A 17,603-nucleotide genomic window follows, 5' to 3' on the forward strand; every position below is an offset into this window, starting at 1 on the left:
GTCGGCGTGAGCCAGTAGTAGGTCACCGAGCCAGGGATCATATCCATCTTCGCCCGGAACTCGGGCACGTAGAAATCATGCAGGACGTCGATCGAGCGGAGAAGCACCTTCACCGGCTTCCCGATCGGCAGATGCAGATCCTCGTTTTGCACGACGATGTCGTCCTGCCCGTTCGGATCATTGGGATTCAACCCGAGTGGATTGTCGGAGCTGATCAGGCGCGCATCTGACGTGCCGAGCCGGCCGTCCTTTCCCGGAAGCCGATAACTCCACATCCATTGTTGTCCAACGACCTCGACGTCGGTCGCGTCGTCGGGAACGGTGACGAACTGGTGCCAGACGACGAGGCCGGGCGCCAGCATGGCGACGACGCCGATCGCGGTGCCGATGCTGAGCCACCATTCGAGCTTCTTGTTCTCGGGATTGTAGTGGGCGCGCCGTCCCTCGGTGTGGTGAAAGCGCAGGACGCAATAAGCCATGAACACGATCACCGCGCAGAACACCGCTCCGGTGATCCAGAATGTCAGGTTGATCGTGTGGTCGATATAGCTCCAGTTCGAGGCAATCGGGGTCCACCACCAGGGGCTGTAGAGGTGAAACAGCACCGAGGCGACGGCAACCAGGAGCAGTAAGATCGCTACAGCCATCCCTCATTCCTCCTTGCCATCGAAGGCTGCGGAGACGAACGAAAGGGCGGAGCTCACGTCAGAGGGATGGTCTCACGTTCACCATCACCGTGGCTTTTGCCTCGCCCATTCTGCCGGTCGCGATGCTGGGACATGACAAAAACTCAACGTCACGGCCGCAACCTCATCGGAGCTGGGGGCGTCAACCATCAACATGGTACCCATCGAGCCAGACGTCAATAGAGGAGTAATGCCCGCCGTTGTCCGGCGCGTGTTGGTAGGAATGGATTGGATGCCGCGAACACTGATCGGCCCTCCCCTATCGCATGGTGCATCGCAAGACCTCGTTTGTGCACCTGCACAATTCTCTCGACCGCATTCGCCACCTTGCTTCTGCCGCGCATCGGACTAGTTTTACTGGACCGGTTGCGACAGATGTCGTCCGGCAAGCTCCTTCTGGTTGAATCTGATTTGCCGGACTCAGTCGCGATTTTCGCGCATGAGGCGGATGTGCGTGTGTTGATGGCGCTCCGTTCCCCTGCGGCCACAAGCAAGGAGACCGGAACCATGACCACGGTGTTCGCACGACCCAAGCTGCAATTGTTTGGCGTCTCTACCGCCTTCGTCGTTCGCAAGATCAGCCTTTCCGACTTGGGCGACGCGCTACGCCTCGGCTGGGAAGACTTCAAGGCCATCCCGACCCACGCAATCGTCCTGTGCGTGATGTATCCGGTGCTCGGACTTGTCCTGTTCAGACTTGTGCTTGGCTATTCGGTGCTGCCCCTGCTGTTTCCGCTCGCCGCCGGCTTCGCCCTGATCGGTCCTTTCGCCGGACTAGGCCTCTACGAACTGAGCCGACGACGCGAACGCGGAGAGGAGCCAGGAGCCTGGGATGCAATGCAGGTGCTGCGTGCGCCGTCTTTCGGCGCCATGTTCGAGCTTGGCGTTCTCCTGCTCGTTCTGTTCGGGGTCTGGATCGCCACCGCGGACGCGATCTACATCATGACGTTCGGCTATGCGCCGGCTGCGAGCATCCCTGATTTCGCAAAGCGCGTGTTGACGACGCCCGAAGGCTGGTCGCTCATCATCGTCGGATGCGGCGTCGGCTTCCTTTTCGCCCTGGTTGCCCTGTGCGTCAGCGTCGTCTCCTTTCCACTGATGCTCGACCGTCATGCGACAGCGATCGATGCGATCCGCACCTCGATACGGGCCGTGATGATGAATCCAATTGAGATGGCCGCGTGGGGATTGATCGTTGCGGTATTGCTGGCCGTGGGCTCACTGCCATTCTTCGTCGGTCTCTGCGTCGTTCTGCCGGTGCTTGGTCATGCGACCTGGCATCTCTACAGGAAGGTGGTCGAGCCTGACCGGAATCCTCCGCAAGAAGAGCCCCGTCCGCCGATCGGTCACCGCTACGCGGCCGATTTCCCGGCCTCCCTCTTCCCGTGGAGCCGTGAGCGCTAAGCGTTTTCGAGCGAAGTGGCTACCGGTTCGCGTGAAGAAAACGCGTCGAAACAAGAACCGGCGCGAGCTTGATCGCGCACGCGGCAAGCGGACGTAGTTTATTGTCGCGCCGCGCCGCGGCCTGACCGGCGACCAACCCCGACATGCCGCGAACCATTGCGCGATGTTGGAACGACGAGGTCCGCTCCCAACTTCCGCAGCGGACTTTCGCCGGGACGACGAATGTGGATGTCGGCCGTGCCACACAATCGATGCCGTCCTGGCGAAAGCCAGGACCCATTACCCCAAATGGCATTTGTTGCGCGACGCTGGGGCCACGATCCCGCTCACAATCGAATCCGGTGGTCATGGGTCCTGGCTTTCGCCAGGACGACGACAGTATTTGCAGCGACGGCGCAATCCACACCGCCACATCCCCTCACCTCATGAGCGCCTCGACCTCCTTGCGGAAGGCCTGGCGCGAGCCGTCGCGGGAGTAGAACATGTGGCCGCCGGGATAGACCGCGAGCCTGGTGCGGCTCGGACCCGCGAAGGCCGGCAACTGGTCGAGGATGATCTTCGAGGCGAAGTACGGGGTGGCGAGATCGAACAGGCCGTGGCCGATCAGGAGTTTCAGATTGGGGTCGAGCGCCAGCGCCTGGCGAAGCTGCGTCACCGACTCCGCCGGACTGATGCCGTGGCCGAACTCCCAGGCCTTGTTCACGCTTTCGCTGAGCAGATGATAGGAGCCGTCCGGCCGCCAGTTCAGCTTGCGCGTGGTGAGGTCGACGGCGGCGCTGGTCAAAGGCGCCATCAGGGGATCGCCGGACGGATCGTTGAAACGGAAGTAGCTCGAATCCGGATAGGGATCGAAGCCTTCGACCGAGGCGTCGTAGCGGCCGGTCACCTTGCCGCTCTTGCGATCGAACTCGCGGCGGAATTCGCCGATGTCGAAACGGCCGGCGAGCCTGCGGCTCACCGCCTGATCGATCCCGGTCAGGCTCGCGACCTTGTCGGCGAGCCGCGCGGTGGCCTCCGTGTCGGCCTGCCCCTTGACGAGGTCGAGCAGGAAATCGCCGCGCGCGTAGCTCTCGACGTCGGCGAGATCCTCGCGCGTCACCGGGCCCTTCGTCTGTCGCGACACCGCCGTCATGGTCGGCAGGCTTGCGACATATTGCAGGAGGCTGGAGCCGGTATATTCGCGGAAATCGAGCACCGGCGAGATCAGCACAAGGCCGCGGACGCCGACGCCCTGCTGCATCTGCAGATTGCGTACCACCTTGGGCCCGCGAATGCCGCCATAGCTTTCGCCGACGAGATATTTCGGCGAGGTCAGCCGGTCGTATTTCTCCAGCCAGCGGCGGATTACCAGCGCGACCGAATTGGCATCGCCGTCGACGGTAAAGAAGCGTTTGCGCGCCTCCTCCGAGGTGGTGACGAAGCGGCTGTAGCCGGTGCCAACCGGGTCGATGAAGACAAGATCGGTGAAATCGAGCCAGGTGTCGGCATTGGCCTGCAGCTCGGGCGCGGCCGAGGACACCGCGCCGTCGAACGGCAGCCGCCACGGCCCGACATTGCCGAATTGCAGCCAGGCCGACGCGGAGCCCGGACCACCGTTGAACAGGAAAGTCACCGGCCGGTTCGCCTTCTCGGCGCCGTCGAGCTGGTAGGACGTATAGGCGATGTCGGCGAGCGGCTCGCCCTTGTCGTCGAACACGCGGATCGAACCCGCGGTCGCGCTGAAGTTAAGGGTGCGGTTCGGCAGCGCGACCGATTGCTTGGTCGTGGAGTCCGGCGGCAGGCGATGCTGCTCGGCGGTCGAGCCGCTGGCCGCAGCGTTGGCGCCGGAGCCCGCCTCGCCGCCGCGTCCTGCCCGCCCCTTCTGGCCGCTCGGGTTCTGGCCAGCTGGGTTCTGGCCACTTGGAGCCTGCGCACTCGGCGACGGCAATGGCTGCGGGGTCTCGTCGTCGGCCCGCGCCGCGGTCGCAAGACAGGCCACCAGCAACGCCGCGGCGAGCCGTGTCGCAAGACTGTTAGCCATATCGTCCACTCCCTGCGCCCCGATTTACGCAATCCAACGGCAAACTGCGCTAGTTTGGCGGCGCCGGCGTGGCATGCGGTCCGTTCCCGGACCATCTCGACAAGGCCGCCCGGGATGTATAGACGAGCGCGGCGTGTTCCGTGCCAAACGAGTTCGTGAGCGAATGGCCAGCTCCAAGCGGTATGACAAGATCGCCTTCGTCGCCAGCGCCAGCGCGGAAGCGCAGTCGGCGCTCGAGCAGCTGACGGAAATGTACGGCAACCATCCACCCACCGATGCCGACGTCGTGGTCGCGCTCGGCGGCGATGGTTTGATGCTGCAGACGCTGCACGCCAACATGCGCAGCGGCAAGCCGATCTATGGCATGCATCGCGGCACCGTCGGCTTCCTGATGAACGAATACTCGACGCATGATCTGCGCACCCGGCTTGCCGCCGCGCGGGAGTCGCTGATCAATCCGCTGCTGATGCGCGCCACCGACATCCACGGCGCCGTGCATCTGCATCACGCCATCAACGAGGTCGCGCTGTTCCGGCAGACCTACCAGGTCGCCAAGCTGCGCATCCTGATCGACGAGCACGAGCGGATGCCCGAGCTGATGGCCGACGGCATCCTGGTGGCGACGCCGGCCGGATCGACCGCCTACAACCTCTCCGCCCAGGGGCCGATCCTGCCGATCAACGCGGCGCTCTTGGCACTGACCCCGATCAGCGCGTTCCGGCCGCGGCGCTGGCGCGGCGCGCTGCTGCCGAATTCCGCCTTCGTGGTGATCGAGGTGATCGAGGGCGAGAAGCGCCCGGTCGCCGCGGTCGCCGACCATGACGAGGTCCGCGACGTCCGCCGGGTCGAGGTGCTGTCCGACAAGACGATCGCGATGCGGATGCTGTTCGACCCCGGCCACTCGCTGGAGGAGCGCATCCTGCGCGAGCAGTTCGGCTACTGACGGCGGCCCCCCTTGCTCCCCCTGCCCGGCAACCAATCATTAACCCCGGGCGGGATATGGTTAACGTCGGGTAATACCGCATTGGCCCGGTATGCCCTATCAGGGCCGGACCATGTATCGCATCGATTTCAACAAGCTGCGATTTTTGATTTGCGACGACAATCCGCACATGCGCCGCATCCTGCGGACGCTGCTGCATTCGTTCGGCGCGCGCGAGGTGTATGAGGCCGAGGACGGCGCCACCGCGCTCGAGATGTATACGCACTACGTGCCCGACATCGTCATCACCGACTGGTCGATGCCGATCTTCGACGGGCTCGAGCTTGCGCAGATGATCCGGCAGCCGGAATCCAAGGGCAATCCCTACGCGCCGATCATCATGCTGACCGGGCATTCCGAGAAGCGCCGCGTCACGGTGGCGCGCGATGCCGGGGTCACCGAATTTTTGGCCAAGCCGATCTCAGCCAAGGGCCTCTACCAGCGCATCATGAACGTGGTCGCCAATCCGCGCCCGTTCATCAAGACCAAGACCTATTTCGGCCCCGACCGCCGCCGCAACACCACCAACACCTATATCGGCCCCGAACGCCGCGGCAGCGGCGAGGTCGAGGTGCTGCAACAGCCGTCGCTGCTCGAAAAGGCGCGCTCGGCCATCTAGGACACCGCCATGGCGAAAGACAAACCCGGGACGATCGAGGTCAAGAGTTTCGGCACGCACCACGTCATCACGCAGCCCAATCCGCTGCGCAAGATGCTGCTGCGCGTCCCCGAGAGCGATCTCGACGATCCGGTCGGCCGCGCCGAAAAGGCGCTCGCCGGGCTGTCGGGCGAGTTCAAGGAGTGGATGACGATCGAGGCCGACCGCCTCTCCGCCGCGCACGCCACCGTGCTGCGCGAGGGCTTCAACCAAAAGACGCGCGAGGAGCTGTTCCGCGCCGCGCATGACATCAAGGGCGATGCCGCGACATTCGGCTATCCGTCGGCAGCCGCAGCCGCCGAGAGCCTGTGCCGCATCATCGAGCACGCGCCGGATCTCGGCGCCGTGCCGCCGCAGCTGATCGCCCACCACATCAACGCCGTGCAGGCGATCGTGCGCAACCGCACCAAGCTCGACACCGCGGTCGTCGCCGGCGTGCTGAGCAAGCAGCTCCGCGGCATCGCCGATGAATTCCTGACCCACGCCAACCGCGACCGTCCCGAGCACCTCGAGGCGATCCTCGCGCCGAGCATCGTGCCCGGCGAATAGTGCCGCGGCCGGCGGCTCGCGTTGCCGCAGCCACTCAAGCATCCATCGATCGGCAGGAAACGCGGCCCTCAGGCCGCGATGAGATCGTCGTCGTAAGGCAGCACCGCGATCGCGTCTTCCGCGGCGAGCTCCTCGCAGAACATCCGCGCGTCCTCGCGGGCCGATTCCGTCGCAAAGCGGCGCAGCAGGATCAGGAGCGGCTCGGCCGCCGAATGATCGGTCTCGCAATGCGTCAGCACCCGCTCCACCATGCGGCGATGCAGCCGCGCCGCGCCGTCGCCGCTGTCGACATAGCCGACCTCGTGGCTGGCCTCGAGCGCGACACGGAACGCGGCGTAGGTGGTCTCCGGCAGGCCGGCGCGACGCAGCAGCGCCTGCAGGCCGTTGCCGCCGCGGTCGTTCAACAGCGCGGAGACGCGGCCATAGGGCAGTCCGGAAAGCTCGGCGAGCGCCGCTCCGAACAAGTCAAGATTGCCCGACAGCAGCGCGCGCAGGATCAGCCCTGCGGTCAATTGCCCAGTGGCGCGCAGATGCGTGATCAGGTTCTGCATGTCGTCGCCGAAGGCGCGCGCGGCGATGTTCACCGTGGAGCGCTCCCTGGCCTCGCCGGCAATGCGGTCGGCCCGATCGGCACCGAGCCAGTTTCGCGCGACGACGAACTGCGCCAGCGTGTCGGAGAGCTTTGCGACCAGCGCCAGCCGCGTCGCCGACGGCAGGTCTTCCAGCTGCAGCATCGATTCCCTGATGGCGGCGAGATGGCCGTGGCGTTCGACGATGCGATCCCAGGAGAACGGCGCGAGGCCGGCGTAAGGATTTTCGATCAGCTCGAGCGCGGCCGCGGCCGAGCCGACCTCGGCAATCGCGGCGGCGACGGAGGCCGGCAGGTTGATGCGGCGCGCGATCGCGCACTGCATCTCGTCGGAACCTGTGGCAACGATGTCGACGAGGTCGGCATCGATCAGAAGCGGTGAATGTTCCAGCACCGGCAGCGCGATCGCCGGCTGGTCGGCCGACAGCGCCTGCACGATCGCGGCAGGCGCATCCGCACTGCGCGCGAACACCTCGGCCATCGCCTGCCGCACCAGCGGCGACGGGTCGTCGAGCAGCATCAGCAGCGCGCCTTCGGCTGCGATGCGGTCGTCCTCGGTGAGATCCGAGATGAGCCAGGCTCGGGCCAACGCCCGTGTCGCCTCCGCTCGCTCACCTGCTGGAGCGGTCCTAATCCAACTAATAAACTGCCGAACGATCATGGTCCTTCCGGCTTACGCAACGAAACGGCATCGGCATACGACGCCACTACAAGGAAAAATAAACCATGACGCTTAATAAAGGGTTCACCATAAACGTTTGGGATTATTGACGTTTCGTTAAGACGGCAACGGCGTGCGGCTTCGCGCGCGCAGCACGGCAGCGCTAGCCGTTGCTGTAGGTGCCGCTCGGATCGCTGAACAGGTCAAGGCGGCCGGGCGCGCGGACCTTCGGCGTCGCCGACGCGGTCAGCGAGGAGGAATTGCCCCACAGCTCCTGCACCGCCGGCGAGATCGGCTCCGAGCGGTCGCCGGCCTGGTAGAGCGAGCGGAAGGTCGGTGCCGGCTGCGCCGATGCGACGGCCGGGGTCGCTCCGACGGGCGTCGCCGACCGGGAGTCCGGGAACGTCGAGAGATAGGACGCGGTGTCCATGGTCAGCGCTTGTGTGGGCGCCGCGCTTGCGATCGCGTAAGGCGACATGGTGTCGCCGCCCGCCGCGGCGAAGGCGGTGCGCGTATCCTTGGAGTTCGCGGCCGCGGCGTAGCGCGTGGTCAACACCGAATAGACCTGGCTGACGCTGCGCGCGCTGCCCGACTTGTCGTAGAAGATCGACTGGTTGGCGGCCGCCGCCTTCGGAAACATCGCGGCCGCATTGGCGCTCGGGCTATCCTCGGTGCTCGAGATCAGTTTGCCGGCGCCGCCGACGCCCATGAAGTGGGCCATGTAGAGCTCGGCATCGGTCGGACGGCGGCCGAGCTTGCCGGTGAGCTTGAAGCTGTTGGACTGCGTCAGTACCGCCGCCATCGAGGACGCCGCGTCCGGATCGTCGCGCAGCTTCATGACCGCGGCGCGCGCGGAGGGATCGCCGACCGAATAGCTGCCGTCGGAATTCCTGCTGATGGCGTCGGCATACTGTCCGTAGCCGAGCTGGCTTCCGGCCTCCTTGACGGTGCCGAGCCAGGTCTGGTCGATGAATTGATAAAGTCCGTGCGCCGACGAGGTCGTGGCGCCGGCCCGCGGATTGAAATTGGATTCCATCTTCGCGGTCGTGAGCAGATATTCGAAGCTCGTGCCGGTGGTCGCGGCCGCCTGCTTGATCGAGCTCGCGACCTTCAGGCGCGAGGGATCGACACCTGCCGAAGCCGTCGCATTGAAGAGATCGACCGCCATCTGTCCGGGTGCCTTGCCGGGCGCCGGCAATCGGCACCCATGTCCCGTCAACCTGCCGTAATTATGGTTAATGGCGCGTTAATGGCTCAGGGCTGGGCCTCGTAGTAGTGCGCGACCTGGTCGATCTCCTCGGCCGTCATCTGGCGCGCGATGTTGCGCATCTGCTGACTGATGTCGTTGCGGCGCGCCCCGGATGCAAAGGCCTCGAGCTGCGCCTTGATGTAGACCGCCGACTGGCCGCCGAGCCAGGGGCTTCCCGCCTTGTTGTCGACATCGCCGTGGCAGGAGCCGCAAGGCGCGATGTTGCGCATCGGGGCGCCCGTCACCACGACCGCCGGCGCGGGACGCGCGGTATCCAGATTGTTCGAAGGCACCCGCGGCAGATAGGCGTAATAGGCCGCGACATCCTTCATGTCCTGATCGCTCATCGCCGCCGCGAACGGGCTCATCACCACGCTGACCCGCGCGCCGGTCTTGAAGTCGTTCAGCTCCTTGTACGTCACCGCCGCAAATTGCCCGGCGAGGTTCGGTGAATGGGCGTCGCTGACGCCCTGCGGTCCGTGGCAGATCGCGCAGCGCTGCGCCAGCGTTGCGCCCCGCCCGATCGAGACCTGATTCACCTTGGTCAGCATCTCCGACGTCATGATGACGTTCGACGTCTTGAAATCCGGCTTGATGCCGGCCTCCTGCACGGCGGCACGCGGAACGCCGGCCGCGCTGCAGATCGCATCCCAGACGCCGGCAAGCTTCAAATTGGGTTGCGCCAGCGGCAACCAGATCAGGCCTGCGATGGCCGACAAAACGGCGATGGCGACCGTGATGCCGACGCTGGCGCCGAACCACGGATTGCGCAGCGAGAACAGCGGCTGGTCGCTCATCGGCCCGCTCCGACATAGACCGCGGGCACGCTGGTCTCGTTCAGCGCCATTAGCTGCGCAATCGGGAAACCATAGTTCACCACGGTGAGACCGACCATCAATGCGAGCCACAGGCCGAATGAGTTGAGCGCGACCGGAATCCGCGCCGGCATGTGCAGCGGCACCGCGAAGCGGTACGCACCCGCCTCGCCTCGCGCGCCGAATTGCCCGCGGATCAGCACCAGCAGGAACAGCAGGCCCGACAGCAACAGGATGAATCCGCCGATTGCCGACATCGTGACCGACAAGGCCTGCGGCGAGATCGCCGGGTTGGCATAGTCATAATAGGCCATGCGGCGCGGCATGCCGAGAATACCCACATAGTGCCACGGGAAGGTGGTCACGATCATGCCGATGAACCATAGCCAGAGCTGCGTGCGCATCAGGCCAAAACTGTCCAGCGCCCGATCGGTCAGATGCGGCCACAGATCATAGGCGATGGCAAAATACATGATGACGATGGCGCCACCGAAGATCAGGTGGAAATGGCCGGTGATCCACTGCGTGTTGTGCACGGTGGCGTCGAGCTGATAGCTCATGTTGATCAGACCGCCGGCGCCTCCGAAGCCGAGCATGACCAGCGACAGCGCCGTCGCCAGCATGATCGGATTGGACCACGGCAGCGCGCCGATCCAGCCGAATGCACCGCGGCCACCGCGCAGGCGGCTGGCGATCTCAGCCGACGCGCAGATCGTGAACACCGTGAGCAGCGTCGGCAGCGCGACGAGGCCGGTGAACACAGAGTGCATGAACTTGAATCCGGCGCCGACCTGCGGATCGGCAAACAGATGATGCACGCCAATCGGCATCGCCACCACGACGAACAGGATGAACGAAATCCGCGCCATCGCGTCGCTGAAGAGCCGGCCGCCGATCGCCCGCGGGAAGATCGTGTAGTAGGCGATGTAGGTCGGGATCAGCCAGAAATAAACGATGGCGTGCAGCGTCCAGGAGAAGAAGACGCGCGCCAGCCCCGCATCGATCGTCGACTTCAGCCCAAGCGCCACGGGCAGGATCTGGAACAGGATCTCAAGCGCCGCGCCGACCGCGGTCCAGCCCCAGAGCAATGAGCCCGCGACATTGGCGTACATCGCAAGCGGCACCGGCTTGCCCGGGTTCTCGCGCTTCCAGATCGCGAAATTGATCACCATCAGCGCGACCCAGATCCATGAGCCGACCACGACCATGACGACGCCGATGTAGTAGAAGGGATTGCCGACCATCGGCGGATAGAAGGTGTAGAGCACCGAGGCGAGCCCGAGCGACACCGGGATCATCGCGACAATGGCGCCGACGGCGACCAGGAAGAAGCCCACCCAGGCCCAACGCCGTCCAACCAGCTCTTTCTCGAGCGAGGCTTCGGTGATCGCGTAGCCGAAGCCCATCGCGATCAGCGTCGGGAAGACGTATCCCATCGCCGAGCCATGGGCGGTGACCGAGCGATAATAGAACTCGGGATTGAAATGCCAGGCGTTCAACGGGCTGCGCACGAACATCTGCCAGGCGCCGAGCACCAGCGCGACGCCGAACACGATGAAGGCAAGCCAGAAATGCGCCGCGATCAGCCGCTTGTTAATCAACACAGGTCAGCCTCCGCTTCGCTGCCGCCATGTCACGGAACGCAGCCTTGTCGACCACCTTGACCTTGCCCCACATGCCCTGGTGGCCGATGCCGCAGAATTCCTGGCACGGCATCACGTGATCGCCCGGCGCCTTGAAGCGCACCGGCAGGTCCGTGACGTAGCCCGGCACCAGCATCGTGTTGATGTTGGTGCCCTCGATCAGAAAACCGTGGACGACATCGGCGCTGGTGGCGCGGAAGGTGATCGGCGTCTCCGCGGGCACCACGATGCATTGCGGCGTGAAGGAATATTGCTGGCCAATCGCGCGAACGGTGACCGATCCGTCGGCCTGCATTTCGCTGCCGAGATTGCTCTCGACGAATTCGCCCGACAGATGCAGCGTCTTGGGATCGGCGGTTTCGACCCGGCCCTGCGGCATCGTCGCCTGATGGATGCCGATATAGGTCGCCATGCCGACCAGGACGCCGACAATGACGATCGACAGCGTCGCCCAGCGCCGCTCGATCCGTGCGGCAACGGCCTCGCCGAGGCTGTGGTCAGTCTCGCTCGCCATCAGGGAACGCTCCGCGGCAGGAAGACCAGCAGATAGAATGCAAACCACAATCCGACCACGACGGCCGTCGCAATGCCCGCGACCGCGATCGCGCCACCCGGACCGGCCCGTACGATGGTCTCGACATCATCGTCTTCCGAGCCCGATGCCGGCGGTTGCGGCGAAGACGAGTTGATCATGATCGCGCTCCCCTTAGCGCGCGACGAGACGAGATTGACTAGTCATCGCGCTTTAGCTCCTTTGTTTGAGCATGATCGTTTCGGAAAACCGCTTCGCGCTTTTCCGGATCATGCTTTAGTTCAGCGTTGCTGCCCGCAGTTCGTTGGCCTGCCGCGCCGACACCGGCTCGCCGCGATTGCCCCAGGCCGTTCGAATGTAGGTCACGACAGCCGCGACCTCGTCATCCGACAGCTTCTGCGCGAACGGCGGCATGCCGTGGGGCATCGGATTGCCCGACGTGCCCGGCGGATACCCGCCATTGAGCACCATCCGGATCGGGTTCACTGCGGAGACCATCTGGATCGACTGATTGCCGGCCAGCGGCGGATAATCCGGCGGCATGCCCTGCCCGGTCGCGCCATGACAGCTTGCGCAGTCGCGGTCATAGATCGACTTGCCAAAGGACAGCAGCAGACTGCTCTCGGCCGACGGCAGCGACGTCGACGCCTTTTCCGGAGGACCGCCCTGCGCAAGGCCCTTCAGGTAGACCGCCATCGCGCGCGCATCATCATCATTGAGATATTGCAGGCTGTTGTAGACGACCTCGGCCATCGGCCCGTACACGGCGCCCTTGGCGGACACGCCCTTGCGCAGATAGTCGACGATCTCCTCGATCGTCCAGTCGCCGAGCCCCGTCTCCTTGTTGGAGGTCAGCGACGGCGCGTACCAGTTCTGCATCGGGATCAGGCCGCCCTCGAAGGCCTGCGACTGCTTGCTGCCGCCGAGCGCATTGATCGGGGTGTGACACATCCCGCAATGACCCAGTCCCTCGACCAGATAGTTACCTCTATTCCACTCTGCCGACTTCGTTGGATCCGGCTTGAACTCGCCTTCCCTGAAGAACAGCGTGCGCCAACCGAGGATCAGCGAGCGGTTGTTGAACGGGAATGTCAGGTCATGCGCCTTGTTGAGCTGCCTCACCGGCGGCACCGTGCGCAAATAGGCGTAGATCGCGTCGCCGTCCTCGCGCGTCACCTTGGTATAGGAGGCGAACGGCATCGCCGGATAGACCAGGCCGCCATCGGGGAAGCGGCCATTGTGCATCATCTGGTAGAACTGATCCGACGTCCACGTGCCGATCCCGGTCTGCGGGTCGGGCGTGATGTTCGACGTGTAGAGCGTGCCGAATGGCGTCTTCATCGGGAGGCCGCCGGCGAAGGTCTTGCCTTCGCGCGCGGTGTGGCAGGCGATGCAATCGCCGGCGCGTGCGAGATACTCGCCCTTGGCGAGGACGGCCGGATCGGCCGCCTTCTGCTGCGCCGATGCCGCGATGGGCGACAGTGCCAGCATCACTCCGACAAGCAGTCCTGTTAAGGTTCGCGACATCGGCACGATCCCTTCAATGCGGTTCGCTGCCGCATTCGAGCGGCATCGGAAGGCTGCCTCGCGGCGCGAAGGATGGATCCGCCGGCGCCGGACGCGATGACAGGTAGGCGGCCACCGCCTTCACGTCGTCCTCCGTCAGCAGGCTCGCGACGATCTGCATGCAATCGGGAGCGAACGCGGTCCGTGTGCCGTAGCGCCAGCCGCCGAGCTGGCCGCTGATATAGGCGGCGCGCAGGCCAAGCAGGCCGGGAATGCCGGGCTCCATGCCGCCCAACGTCGGACCATGGCAGGCCGAACAGGGTGGAATGCCGTGCTGCGCATCGCCGTTCTTCACGATCTGCTCGCCACGCGCCAGGATCTCCTTGCTGTCGACCGGCGGGACCGGCGGCGGAAATGCCGGCCTGAGCGAGGCGAAATATTCGGCGATCTTCTTCAGGTAATCGTCGGTCTGAAATTCCAGTAGATAGTTCATCGGCGGATATTTCCGCCGTCCATCCCTGAATGCGATGAGCTGGTTGTAGAGATAGCCCGCCGGCTTGCCGGCCAGCCGCGGGAAATAGGCGTCGCTGGTGCCCTCGCCTTCGGCGCCGTGACAAGGTGCACAGGCAAGGACGCGCGCGGCCATCGTGTCGGGTGCGCGCTCGGTCGTCTGCGATTGCGCCGCGCCGATCGGCAACACAACCCAGGCAAGAAACCCAACAAGCGGTATCAGACGATGCGCCACAACTCACCCCCAGCGCGACGACGATGTGCAATTACTTGCACACGGCCGAACAGGAGGCAACGAAGTGCATCACTCCGACGCATCGCATTTGATTTAGATCAACGCTCTATTTGCGATAGACCTGCGCCGGATCGAACATCCGATCGGCATCGACGAATGACAAACGAATGTCACCGCCCTCGTCCTTCACCGCGCGATAGAAGCAGGAACGCCGTCCGGTGTGGCAGGCAGCGCCGATCTGCTCGACCTTGATCCACACCGCGTCCTGATCGCAATCCATCCGGATCTCGACCACGCGCTGGGTCTGGCCCGAGCTCTCGCCCTTGCGCCACAGCGCATTGCGCGAGCGGCTGAAGTACCAGCCTTCGCCGGTCGCGATCGTCTTGCGCAGGGCTTCGTCGTTCATGTGCGCGACCATCAGCACATCGCCGGTCGCGGCATCGGTCGCGACGCAGGTCACAAGACCTGCCGCGTCGAATTTGGGCTGGAAGGCCAGCCCCTCCTCGCGGTCGTGATCGTGGGTCGATGCGGACACGGAAGACCTCGCTCAGAAAATGCGAGGTTACCGGTTCGGTCCTCGCACCAGGGACAGGAAACGCTGCTGCTCCGCCGGATTGTCGCGGAACATGCCGGTGAAGCGGCTGGTGAAGGTCGATGCACCATGCTTGGCGACGCCGCGCACCGACATGCAGGTATGCTCCGCCTCGATCAGCACTGCAACGCCGCGCGGCTTCAGCACCTCGTCGATCGCAGCCGCGACCTGCGCGGTGAGATGCTCCTGGGTCTGCAGACGGCGGGCGAAGATGTCGGTCAGGCGCGCCAGCTTGGAGAGGCCGACGACGCGCTCCACCGGCGTATAGGCGATATGCGCCTTACCATAGAACGGCATCATGTGATGCTCGCACTGCGAGGTGAACTCGATGTCGCGGACGAGGACGAAATCGTCGTAGCCGGCGGTCTCGCCGAAGGTGCGGTTCAGCACTTCGGCCGGGCACTGGTGGTAGCCCTGATAAAGTTCGTCATAGGCCTCGACGACCCGGCGCGGGGTGTCGAGCAGACCCTCGCGGCCGGTGTTCTCGCCGATATAAGCGAGCAGCGTCTTGACGGCGTCCTCCGCCTCCGCCCGCGACGGGCGCGGCTGATCGGCACGAACGGCCGCCGTCATGAATTCTGAGGGGTCGAGCTCGCCGGGCTTGGCGTCGGCCGGCTTGCTGGGGCGAATCGACTTGATCAAGGCGTCCATGTCTTCTCCGTTCGACCGGCCCTCGGATTTGACCTTGGTCCGGATGTGTCACCGGGCAGACGGGGCGGATGGTTCGACCGCCGGGCGCCTGAGTCCCATTATTGTAGCACCGCCGCGGCGGAGGTGGGCCGCGGTGGCTGCATGGCCGGGCTATGTTTCCGGCGTTGCCGTCCATATATAGGACGGTGCAACCCAGCCGCCAAGAGCGCCCGGCACGGCCGGAACAAGGCATCTGTCCCCATGCTGAACGACATTTACAACAAGCGGATCATCGAGTTGGCCGGCAATATTCCGCGCCTCGGACGGCTGGCCGACCCGGACGCCAGCGCCACCGCCCACTCCAAATTGTGCGGTTCGACCGTCAAGGTCGACCTCAAAATGGACGGTCCCGTGGTGACGGACTTCGCCCATGACGTGAAGGCCTGTGCGCTCGGCCAGGCCTCCTCCTCGATCATGGCGAGCCAGGTGGTGGGCTCGACCGCGGACGAGCTGCGCGAATTGCGCGAGACGGTCCGCAAGATGCTGAAGGAAAATGGCCAGCCCCCGCAGGGCGGCAAATGGGCCGATATCGCGCTGCTTGAGCCGGTGCGCGACTACAAGGCCCGGCATGCCTCGACCCTGCTGACCTTCGATGCCGTGGTCGATGCGATCGGCCAGATCGAGGCCAAGGCGAAGCAGCCGGCGTAAGATTCCATGTTAGGTCATTCCGGGGCGATGCGGAGCATCGAACCCGGAATCTCGAGGTTCCGGGTCCGCTTACGCGTCCCGGAACGACGCGACAATGTCCGTGCTTACTGCGCGGGCTGGACCGGCGCCGGCGCCGGGGCTGCGCTGCCGCCGGTCGGCACCACGGCCTCGGCGGTCTTGGTTGCCCTCGCCGCCTGTGGCGCCTCACCCTCCATCGTGTTGCTGACGAAGCGATCGTTGTTCTTCGGTTTCGCCTCGGCGACGGGAATTGCGTTGTCCTTGCTGTTGTCCTGCCGCGGCAGCACGTCGGCAACCGCATCCGTGGTGATGAGATTGGTCAGCCGCAATTCGGCCGCCGACAATTCGTGCAGGTCTTCCCACGGCGGCACGCTGAGCGAGAGCGCCAGCAGGTCACCGGCGCCGCCCATATCGAAGGTGTATTTGGCAAGACGGCCGATATCGCGCTCGACGATCATCAGGTCCTGCGCGGTGTAGCTCGCGGCCTTGGCGTCGTCGGCGCGATCGCCCATCCAGATCTGATGCACGCGGACATGGGCGGCCGGCGGAACGTAGCGCGTCTTGCCCGACAGCAGCAGGAACACGCACATCGACTCGCAATAGGCATCCGGCAGAACGCTCGCGCGGCCGCCCTGCGCGACCTGATTGACGACGCTGGTGCCGACCGTGGTCAGCACGCCGAGACCGCGGAAGCGGCGGCCGAGCGCGATCGCGTCGTTGACCGAGCCGCCGCTGGAATCGAGCACGATGGTGGCGCCGTTAAGCTGGCGGCCGCGCGCGAACTCGTCGAATTCCCTCGGACTATCGGCCGTGATGATGCCGACCGCGGACACCCAGCCACGGCAATTCGGCTGGCAGGCGATCCAGCTGAACTTCATCGGCAGCTTGCGCTCTTCGAGGGTCGAATTGGCCTGCGCGGAACCGCCCGCCATGGCGGCGGTGCCGGAAACCGCGAAGCAAAGAGCAACGGCGCCGGTAAGCGCCCAACTGCGCAACGAGAGCGACTTGACGAGCCTCAATTTGGTTCCTTCCCCCAAGCCCTTGGTGATGCGAGCGGTGGCAATGGCCCCATGGCAATGCGCCACGATTCTGTCAGCGGCGCGTTATGGGAACGGTAGCGTTGCTGACCCGGACCGTCCATAGAGCCCTTGCTGCAGCGCCATCGGTGCTGTGCAATAATAACGAACTGTGGCGTAAATATCTGCAACAAAACAGTTCCTTGGCTTGGAACCCCCGCAAGACTACGTACATACTTGCGTATGCCGCCGACAGACCATTCAACGACACACCATCCACAATGCATGGAATGTGCCAGCACCATGCGCCGCTTGCCGCGCAACCTCGGCCGCGCCCTGATCTGGATCTACCGGCACACGCTGTCGCCGCTGGTCGGCTACAACTGCCGGCATCTGCCGACCTGCTCGGTCTATGGCGACGAGGCGATCGAACGCTTCGGCCTGTGGGGCGGCGGCTGGATGACGCTGGCGCGGCTGCTGCGCTGCCAGCCCTGGGGAACATCCGGGATCGATAATGTCCCGCTGACGAAGCCGCCCGGGGCGCGCTGGTACTTGCCCTGGCGCTATGGCCGCTGGCGCGGCGTCAACGACGGTTGACGC

General features: G+C 64.8%; 20 protein-coding genes. 6 read left to right on the forward strand and 14 right to left on the reverse strand.

Annotated elements, in window-relative coordinates:
• Window positions 1-647: cytochrome c oxidase subunit II (locus PMN64_RS23645; protein ID WP_411782366.1), on the reverse strand; the 647-nt coding region annotated here is incomplete at its 3' end.
• A 546-nt stretch (window positions 648-1,193) separates the two neighbouring features.
• On the opposite strand from PMN64_RS23645, the gene PMN64_RS23650 reads away from it, so the two are divergent.
• Window positions 1,194-2,090: a DUF2189 domain-containing protein gene (locus PMN64_RS23650; RefSeq protein ID WP_028342674.1), complete on the forward strand. Its 897-nt coding sequence runs from the start codon at window positions 1,194-1,196 to the stop codon at window positions 2,088-2,090.
• 19 nt (window positions 2,091-2,109) lie between these two features.
• On the opposite strand, the gene PMN64_RS23655 is transcribed toward PMN64_RS23650, so the two are convergent.
• Both PMN64_RS23655 and PMN64_RS23660 read right to left on the reverse strand, forming a co-directional pair.
• Window positions 2,110-2,439, reverse strand: a complete 330-nt coding sequence (locus PMN64_RS23655; protein WP_411782367.1) for a hypothetical protein — start codon at window positions 2,437-2,439, stop codon at window positions 2,110-2,112.
• A 69-nt stretch (window positions 2,440-2,508) separates the two neighbouring features.
• A complete protein-coding gene (locus tag PMN64_RS23660; protein WP_411782368.1) occupies window positions 2,509-4,110 on the reverse strand; it encodes a S10 family peptidase in 1,602 nt (533 codons plus the stop codon).
• A gap of 163 nt (window positions 4,111-4,273) precedes the next feature.
• Here PMN64_RS23660 and PMN64_RS23665 point away from each other — a divergent pair, with 163 nt between their 5' ends.
• From PMN64_RS23665 to PMN64_RS23675, 3 genes are all read left to right on the forward strand, one after another.
• A complete protein-coding gene (locus PMN64_RS23665; protein ID WP_411782369.1) occupies window positions 4,274-5,053 on the forward strand; it encodes an NAD kinase in 780 nt (259 codons plus the stop codon).
• Between the two features lie 112 nt (window positions 5,054-5,165).
• Window positions 5,166-5,711, forward strand: coding sequence for a response regulator (locus PMN64_RS23670; protein WP_028336173.1), 546 nt, complete (start codon window positions 5,166-5,168; stop codon window positions 5,709-5,711).
• Between the two features lie 9 nt (window positions 5,712-5,720).
• On the forward strand, window positions 5,721-6,299 hold the full coding sequence (locus PMN64_RS23675) for an Hpt domain-containing protein (RefSeq protein WP_038383237.1): 579 nt from the start codon (window positions 5,721-5,723) through the stop codon (window positions 6,297-6,299).
• A 68-nt stretch (window positions 6,300-6,367) separates the two neighbouring features.
• On the opposite strand, the gene PMN64_RS23680 is transcribed toward PMN64_RS23675, so the two are convergent.
• From PMN64_RS23680 to folE, 10 genes are all read right to left on the reverse strand, one after another.
• Window positions 6,368-7,549 carry a DUF2336 domain-containing protein gene (locus tag PMN64_RS23680; protein WP_411782370.1) on the reverse strand — a complete coding sequence of 394 codons (1,182 nt, stop codon included), beginning with the start codon at window positions 7,547-7,549 and terminating at the stop codon, window positions 6,368-6,370.
• A 163-nt stretch (window positions 7,550-7,712) separates the two neighbouring features.
• Window positions 7,713-8,717, reverse strand: coding sequence for a transglycosylase SLT domain-containing protein (locus PMN64_RS23685; protein WP_411782371.1), 1,005 nt, complete (start codon window positions 8,715-8,717; stop codon window positions 7,713-7,715).
• Between the two features lie 86 nt (window positions 8,718-8,803).
• A complete protein-coding gene (locus PMN64_RS23690; protein WP_304495945.1) occupies window positions 8,804-9,595 on the reverse strand; it encodes a c-type cytochrome in 792 nt (263 codons plus the stop codon).
• The gene (locus tag PMN64_RS23695; RefSeq protein WP_304495946.1) at window positions 9,592-11,217 is read right to left on the reverse strand and encodes a b(o/a)3-type cytochrome-c oxidase subunit 1; all 1,626 of its coding nucleotides are present in this window, start codon (window positions 11,215-11,217) and stop codon (window positions 9,592-9,594) included. Before PMN64_RS23695 ends, PMN64_RS23690 begins: the two co-directional genes overlap by 4 nt.
• On the reverse strand, window positions 11,207-11,770 hold the full coding sequence (locus PMN64_RS23700) for a cytochrome C oxidase subunit II (RefSeq protein WP_225644891.1): 564 nt from the start codon (window positions 11,768-11,770) through the stop codon (window positions 11,207-11,209). Before PMN64_RS23700 ends, PMN64_RS23695 begins: the two co-directional genes overlap by 11 nt.
• Window positions 11,770-11,949 (reverse strand): hypothetical protein, encoded by a 180-nt coding sequence (locus PMN64_RS23705; protein WP_069275718.1) that lies wholly within the window; start codon window positions 11,947-11,949, stop codon window positions 11,770-11,772. The genes PMN64_RS23700 and PMN64_RS23705 overlap by 1 nt, the downstream gene beginning before the upstream one ends.
• Before the next feature lie 115 nt (window positions 11,950-12,064).
• A complete protein-coding gene (locus tag PMN64_RS23710; protein ID WP_411782383.1) occupies window positions 12,065-13,279 on the reverse strand; it encodes a c-type cytochrome in 1,215 nt (404 codons plus the stop codon).
• Between the two features lie 49 nt (window positions 13,280-13,328).
• A complete protein-coding gene (locus PMN64_RS23715) occupies window positions 13,329-13,940 on the reverse strand; it encodes a c-type cytochrome (protein ID WP_080686845.1) in 612 nt (203 codons plus the stop codon).
• A gap of 205 nt (window positions 13,941-14,145) precedes the next feature.
• Window positions 14,146-14,574, reverse strand: coding sequence for a phosphoribosyl-AMP cyclohydrolase (hisI, locus tag PMN64_RS23720; RefSeq protein ID WP_411782372.1), 429 nt, complete (start codon window positions 14,572-14,574; stop codon window positions 14,146-14,148).
• 27 nt (window positions 14,575-14,601) lie between these two features.
• Window positions 14,602-15,282: a GTP cyclohydrolase I FolE gene (gene folE, locus PMN64_RS23725; protein ID WP_028336162.1), complete on the reverse strand. Its 681-nt coding sequence runs from the start codon at window positions 15,280-15,282 to the stop codon at window positions 14,602-14,604.
• A 240-nt stretch (window positions 15,283-15,522) separates the two neighbouring features.
• On the opposite strand from folE, the gene PMN64_RS23730 reads away from it, so the two are divergent.
• A complete protein-coding gene (locus PMN64_RS23730; RefSeq protein ID WP_028342685.1) occupies window positions 15,523-15,969 on the forward strand; it encodes an iron-sulfur cluster assembly scaffold protein in 447 nt (148 codons plus the stop codon).
• A gap of 104 nt (window positions 15,970-16,073) precedes the next feature.
• Here the strand turns inward: PMN64_RS23730 and PMN64_RS23735 are convergent, their stop codons facing one another.
• Complete coding sequence (locus PMN64_RS23735; protein ID WP_411782373.1) at window positions 16,074-17,006, reverse strand: hypothetical protein; 933 nt, start codon at window positions 17,004-17,006, stop codon at window positions 16,074-16,076.
• A gap of 282 nt (window positions 17,007-17,288) precedes the next feature.
• On the opposite strand from PMN64_RS23735, the gene yidD reads away from it, so the two are divergent.
• Entirely contained in the window at window positions 17,289-17,600 is a 312-nt protein-coding gene (gene yidD / locus PMN64_RS23740) for a membrane protein insertion efficiency factor YidD (protein WP_028342687.1), read from the forward strand.
• The last annotated feature ends 3 nt before the right edge of the window (window positions 17,601-17,603 follow it).

The sequence above is a fragment of the Bradyrhizobium sp. UFLA01-814 genome, assembly GCF_046718885.1.
Classification (GTDB): Bacteria; Pseudomonadota; Alphaproteobacteria; order Rhizobiales; family Xanthobacteraceae; genus Bradyrhizobium; species Bradyrhizobium elkanii.

Coding starts and splice junctions, on each gene's coding strand:
- PMN64_RS23650 (WP_028342674.1), top strand. CDS start 1,194: ATGACCACGGTGTTCGCACGACCCAAGCTGCAATTGTTTGGCGTCTCT.
- PMN64_RS23655 (WP_411782367.1), bottom strand. CDS start 2,439: ATGACCACCGGATTCGATTGTGAGCGGGATCGTGGCCCCAGCGTCGCG.
- PMN64_RS23660 (WP_411782368.1), bottom strand. CDS start 4,110: ATGGCTAACAGTCTTGCGACACGGCTCGCCGCGGCGTTGCTGGTGGCC.
- PMN64_RS23665 (WP_411782369.1), top strand. CDS start 4,274: ATGGCCAGCTCCAAGCGGTATGACAAGATCGCCTTCGTCGCCAGCGCC.
- PMN64_RS23670 (WP_028336173.1), top strand. CDS start 5,166: ATGTATCGCATCGATTTCAACAAGCTGCGATTTTTGATTTGCGACGAC.
- PMN64_RS23675 (WP_038383237.1), top strand. CDS start 5,721: ATGGCGAAAGACAAACCCGGGACGATCGAGGTCAAGAGTTTCGGCACG.
- PMN64_RS23680 (WP_411782370.1), bottom strand. CDS start 7,549: ATGATCGTTCGGCAGTTTATTAGTTGGATTAGGACCGCTCCAGCAGGT.
- PMN64_RS23685 (WP_411782371.1), bottom strand. CDS start 8,717: ATGGCGGTCGATCTCTTCAATGCGACGGCTTCGGCAGGTGTCGATCCC.
- PMN64_RS23690 (WP_304495945.1), bottom strand. CDS start 9,595: ATGAGCGACCAGCCGCTGTTCTCGCTGCGCAATCCGTGGTTCGGCGCC.
- PMN64_RS23700 (WP_225644891.1), bottom strand. CDS start 11,770: ATGGCGAGCGAGACTGACCACAGCCTCGGCGAGGCCGTTGCCGCACGG.
- PMN64_RS23705 (WP_069275718.1), bottom strand. CDS start 11,949: ATGATCAACTCGTCTTCGCCGCAACCGCCGGCATCGGGCTCGGAAGAC.
- PMN64_RS23710 (WP_411782383.1), bottom strand. CDS start 13,279: ATGCTGGCACTGTCGCCCATCGCGGCATCGGCGCAGCAGAAGGCGGCC.
- PMN64_RS23715 (WP_080686845.1), bottom strand. CDS start 13,940: ATGGCCGCGCGCGTCCTTGCCTGTGCACCTTGTCACGGCGCCGAAGGC.
- folE (WP_028336162.1), bottom strand. CDS start 15,282: ATGGACGCCTTGATCAAGTCGATTCGCCCCAGCAAGCCGGCCGACGCC.
- PMN64_RS23730 (WP_028342685.1), top strand. CDS start 15,523: ATGCTGAACGACATTTACAACAAGCGGATCATCGAGTTGGCCGGCAAT.
- yidD (WP_028342687.1), top strand. CDS start 17,289: ATGGAATGTGCCAGCACCATGCGCCGCTTGCCGCGCAACCTCGGCCGC.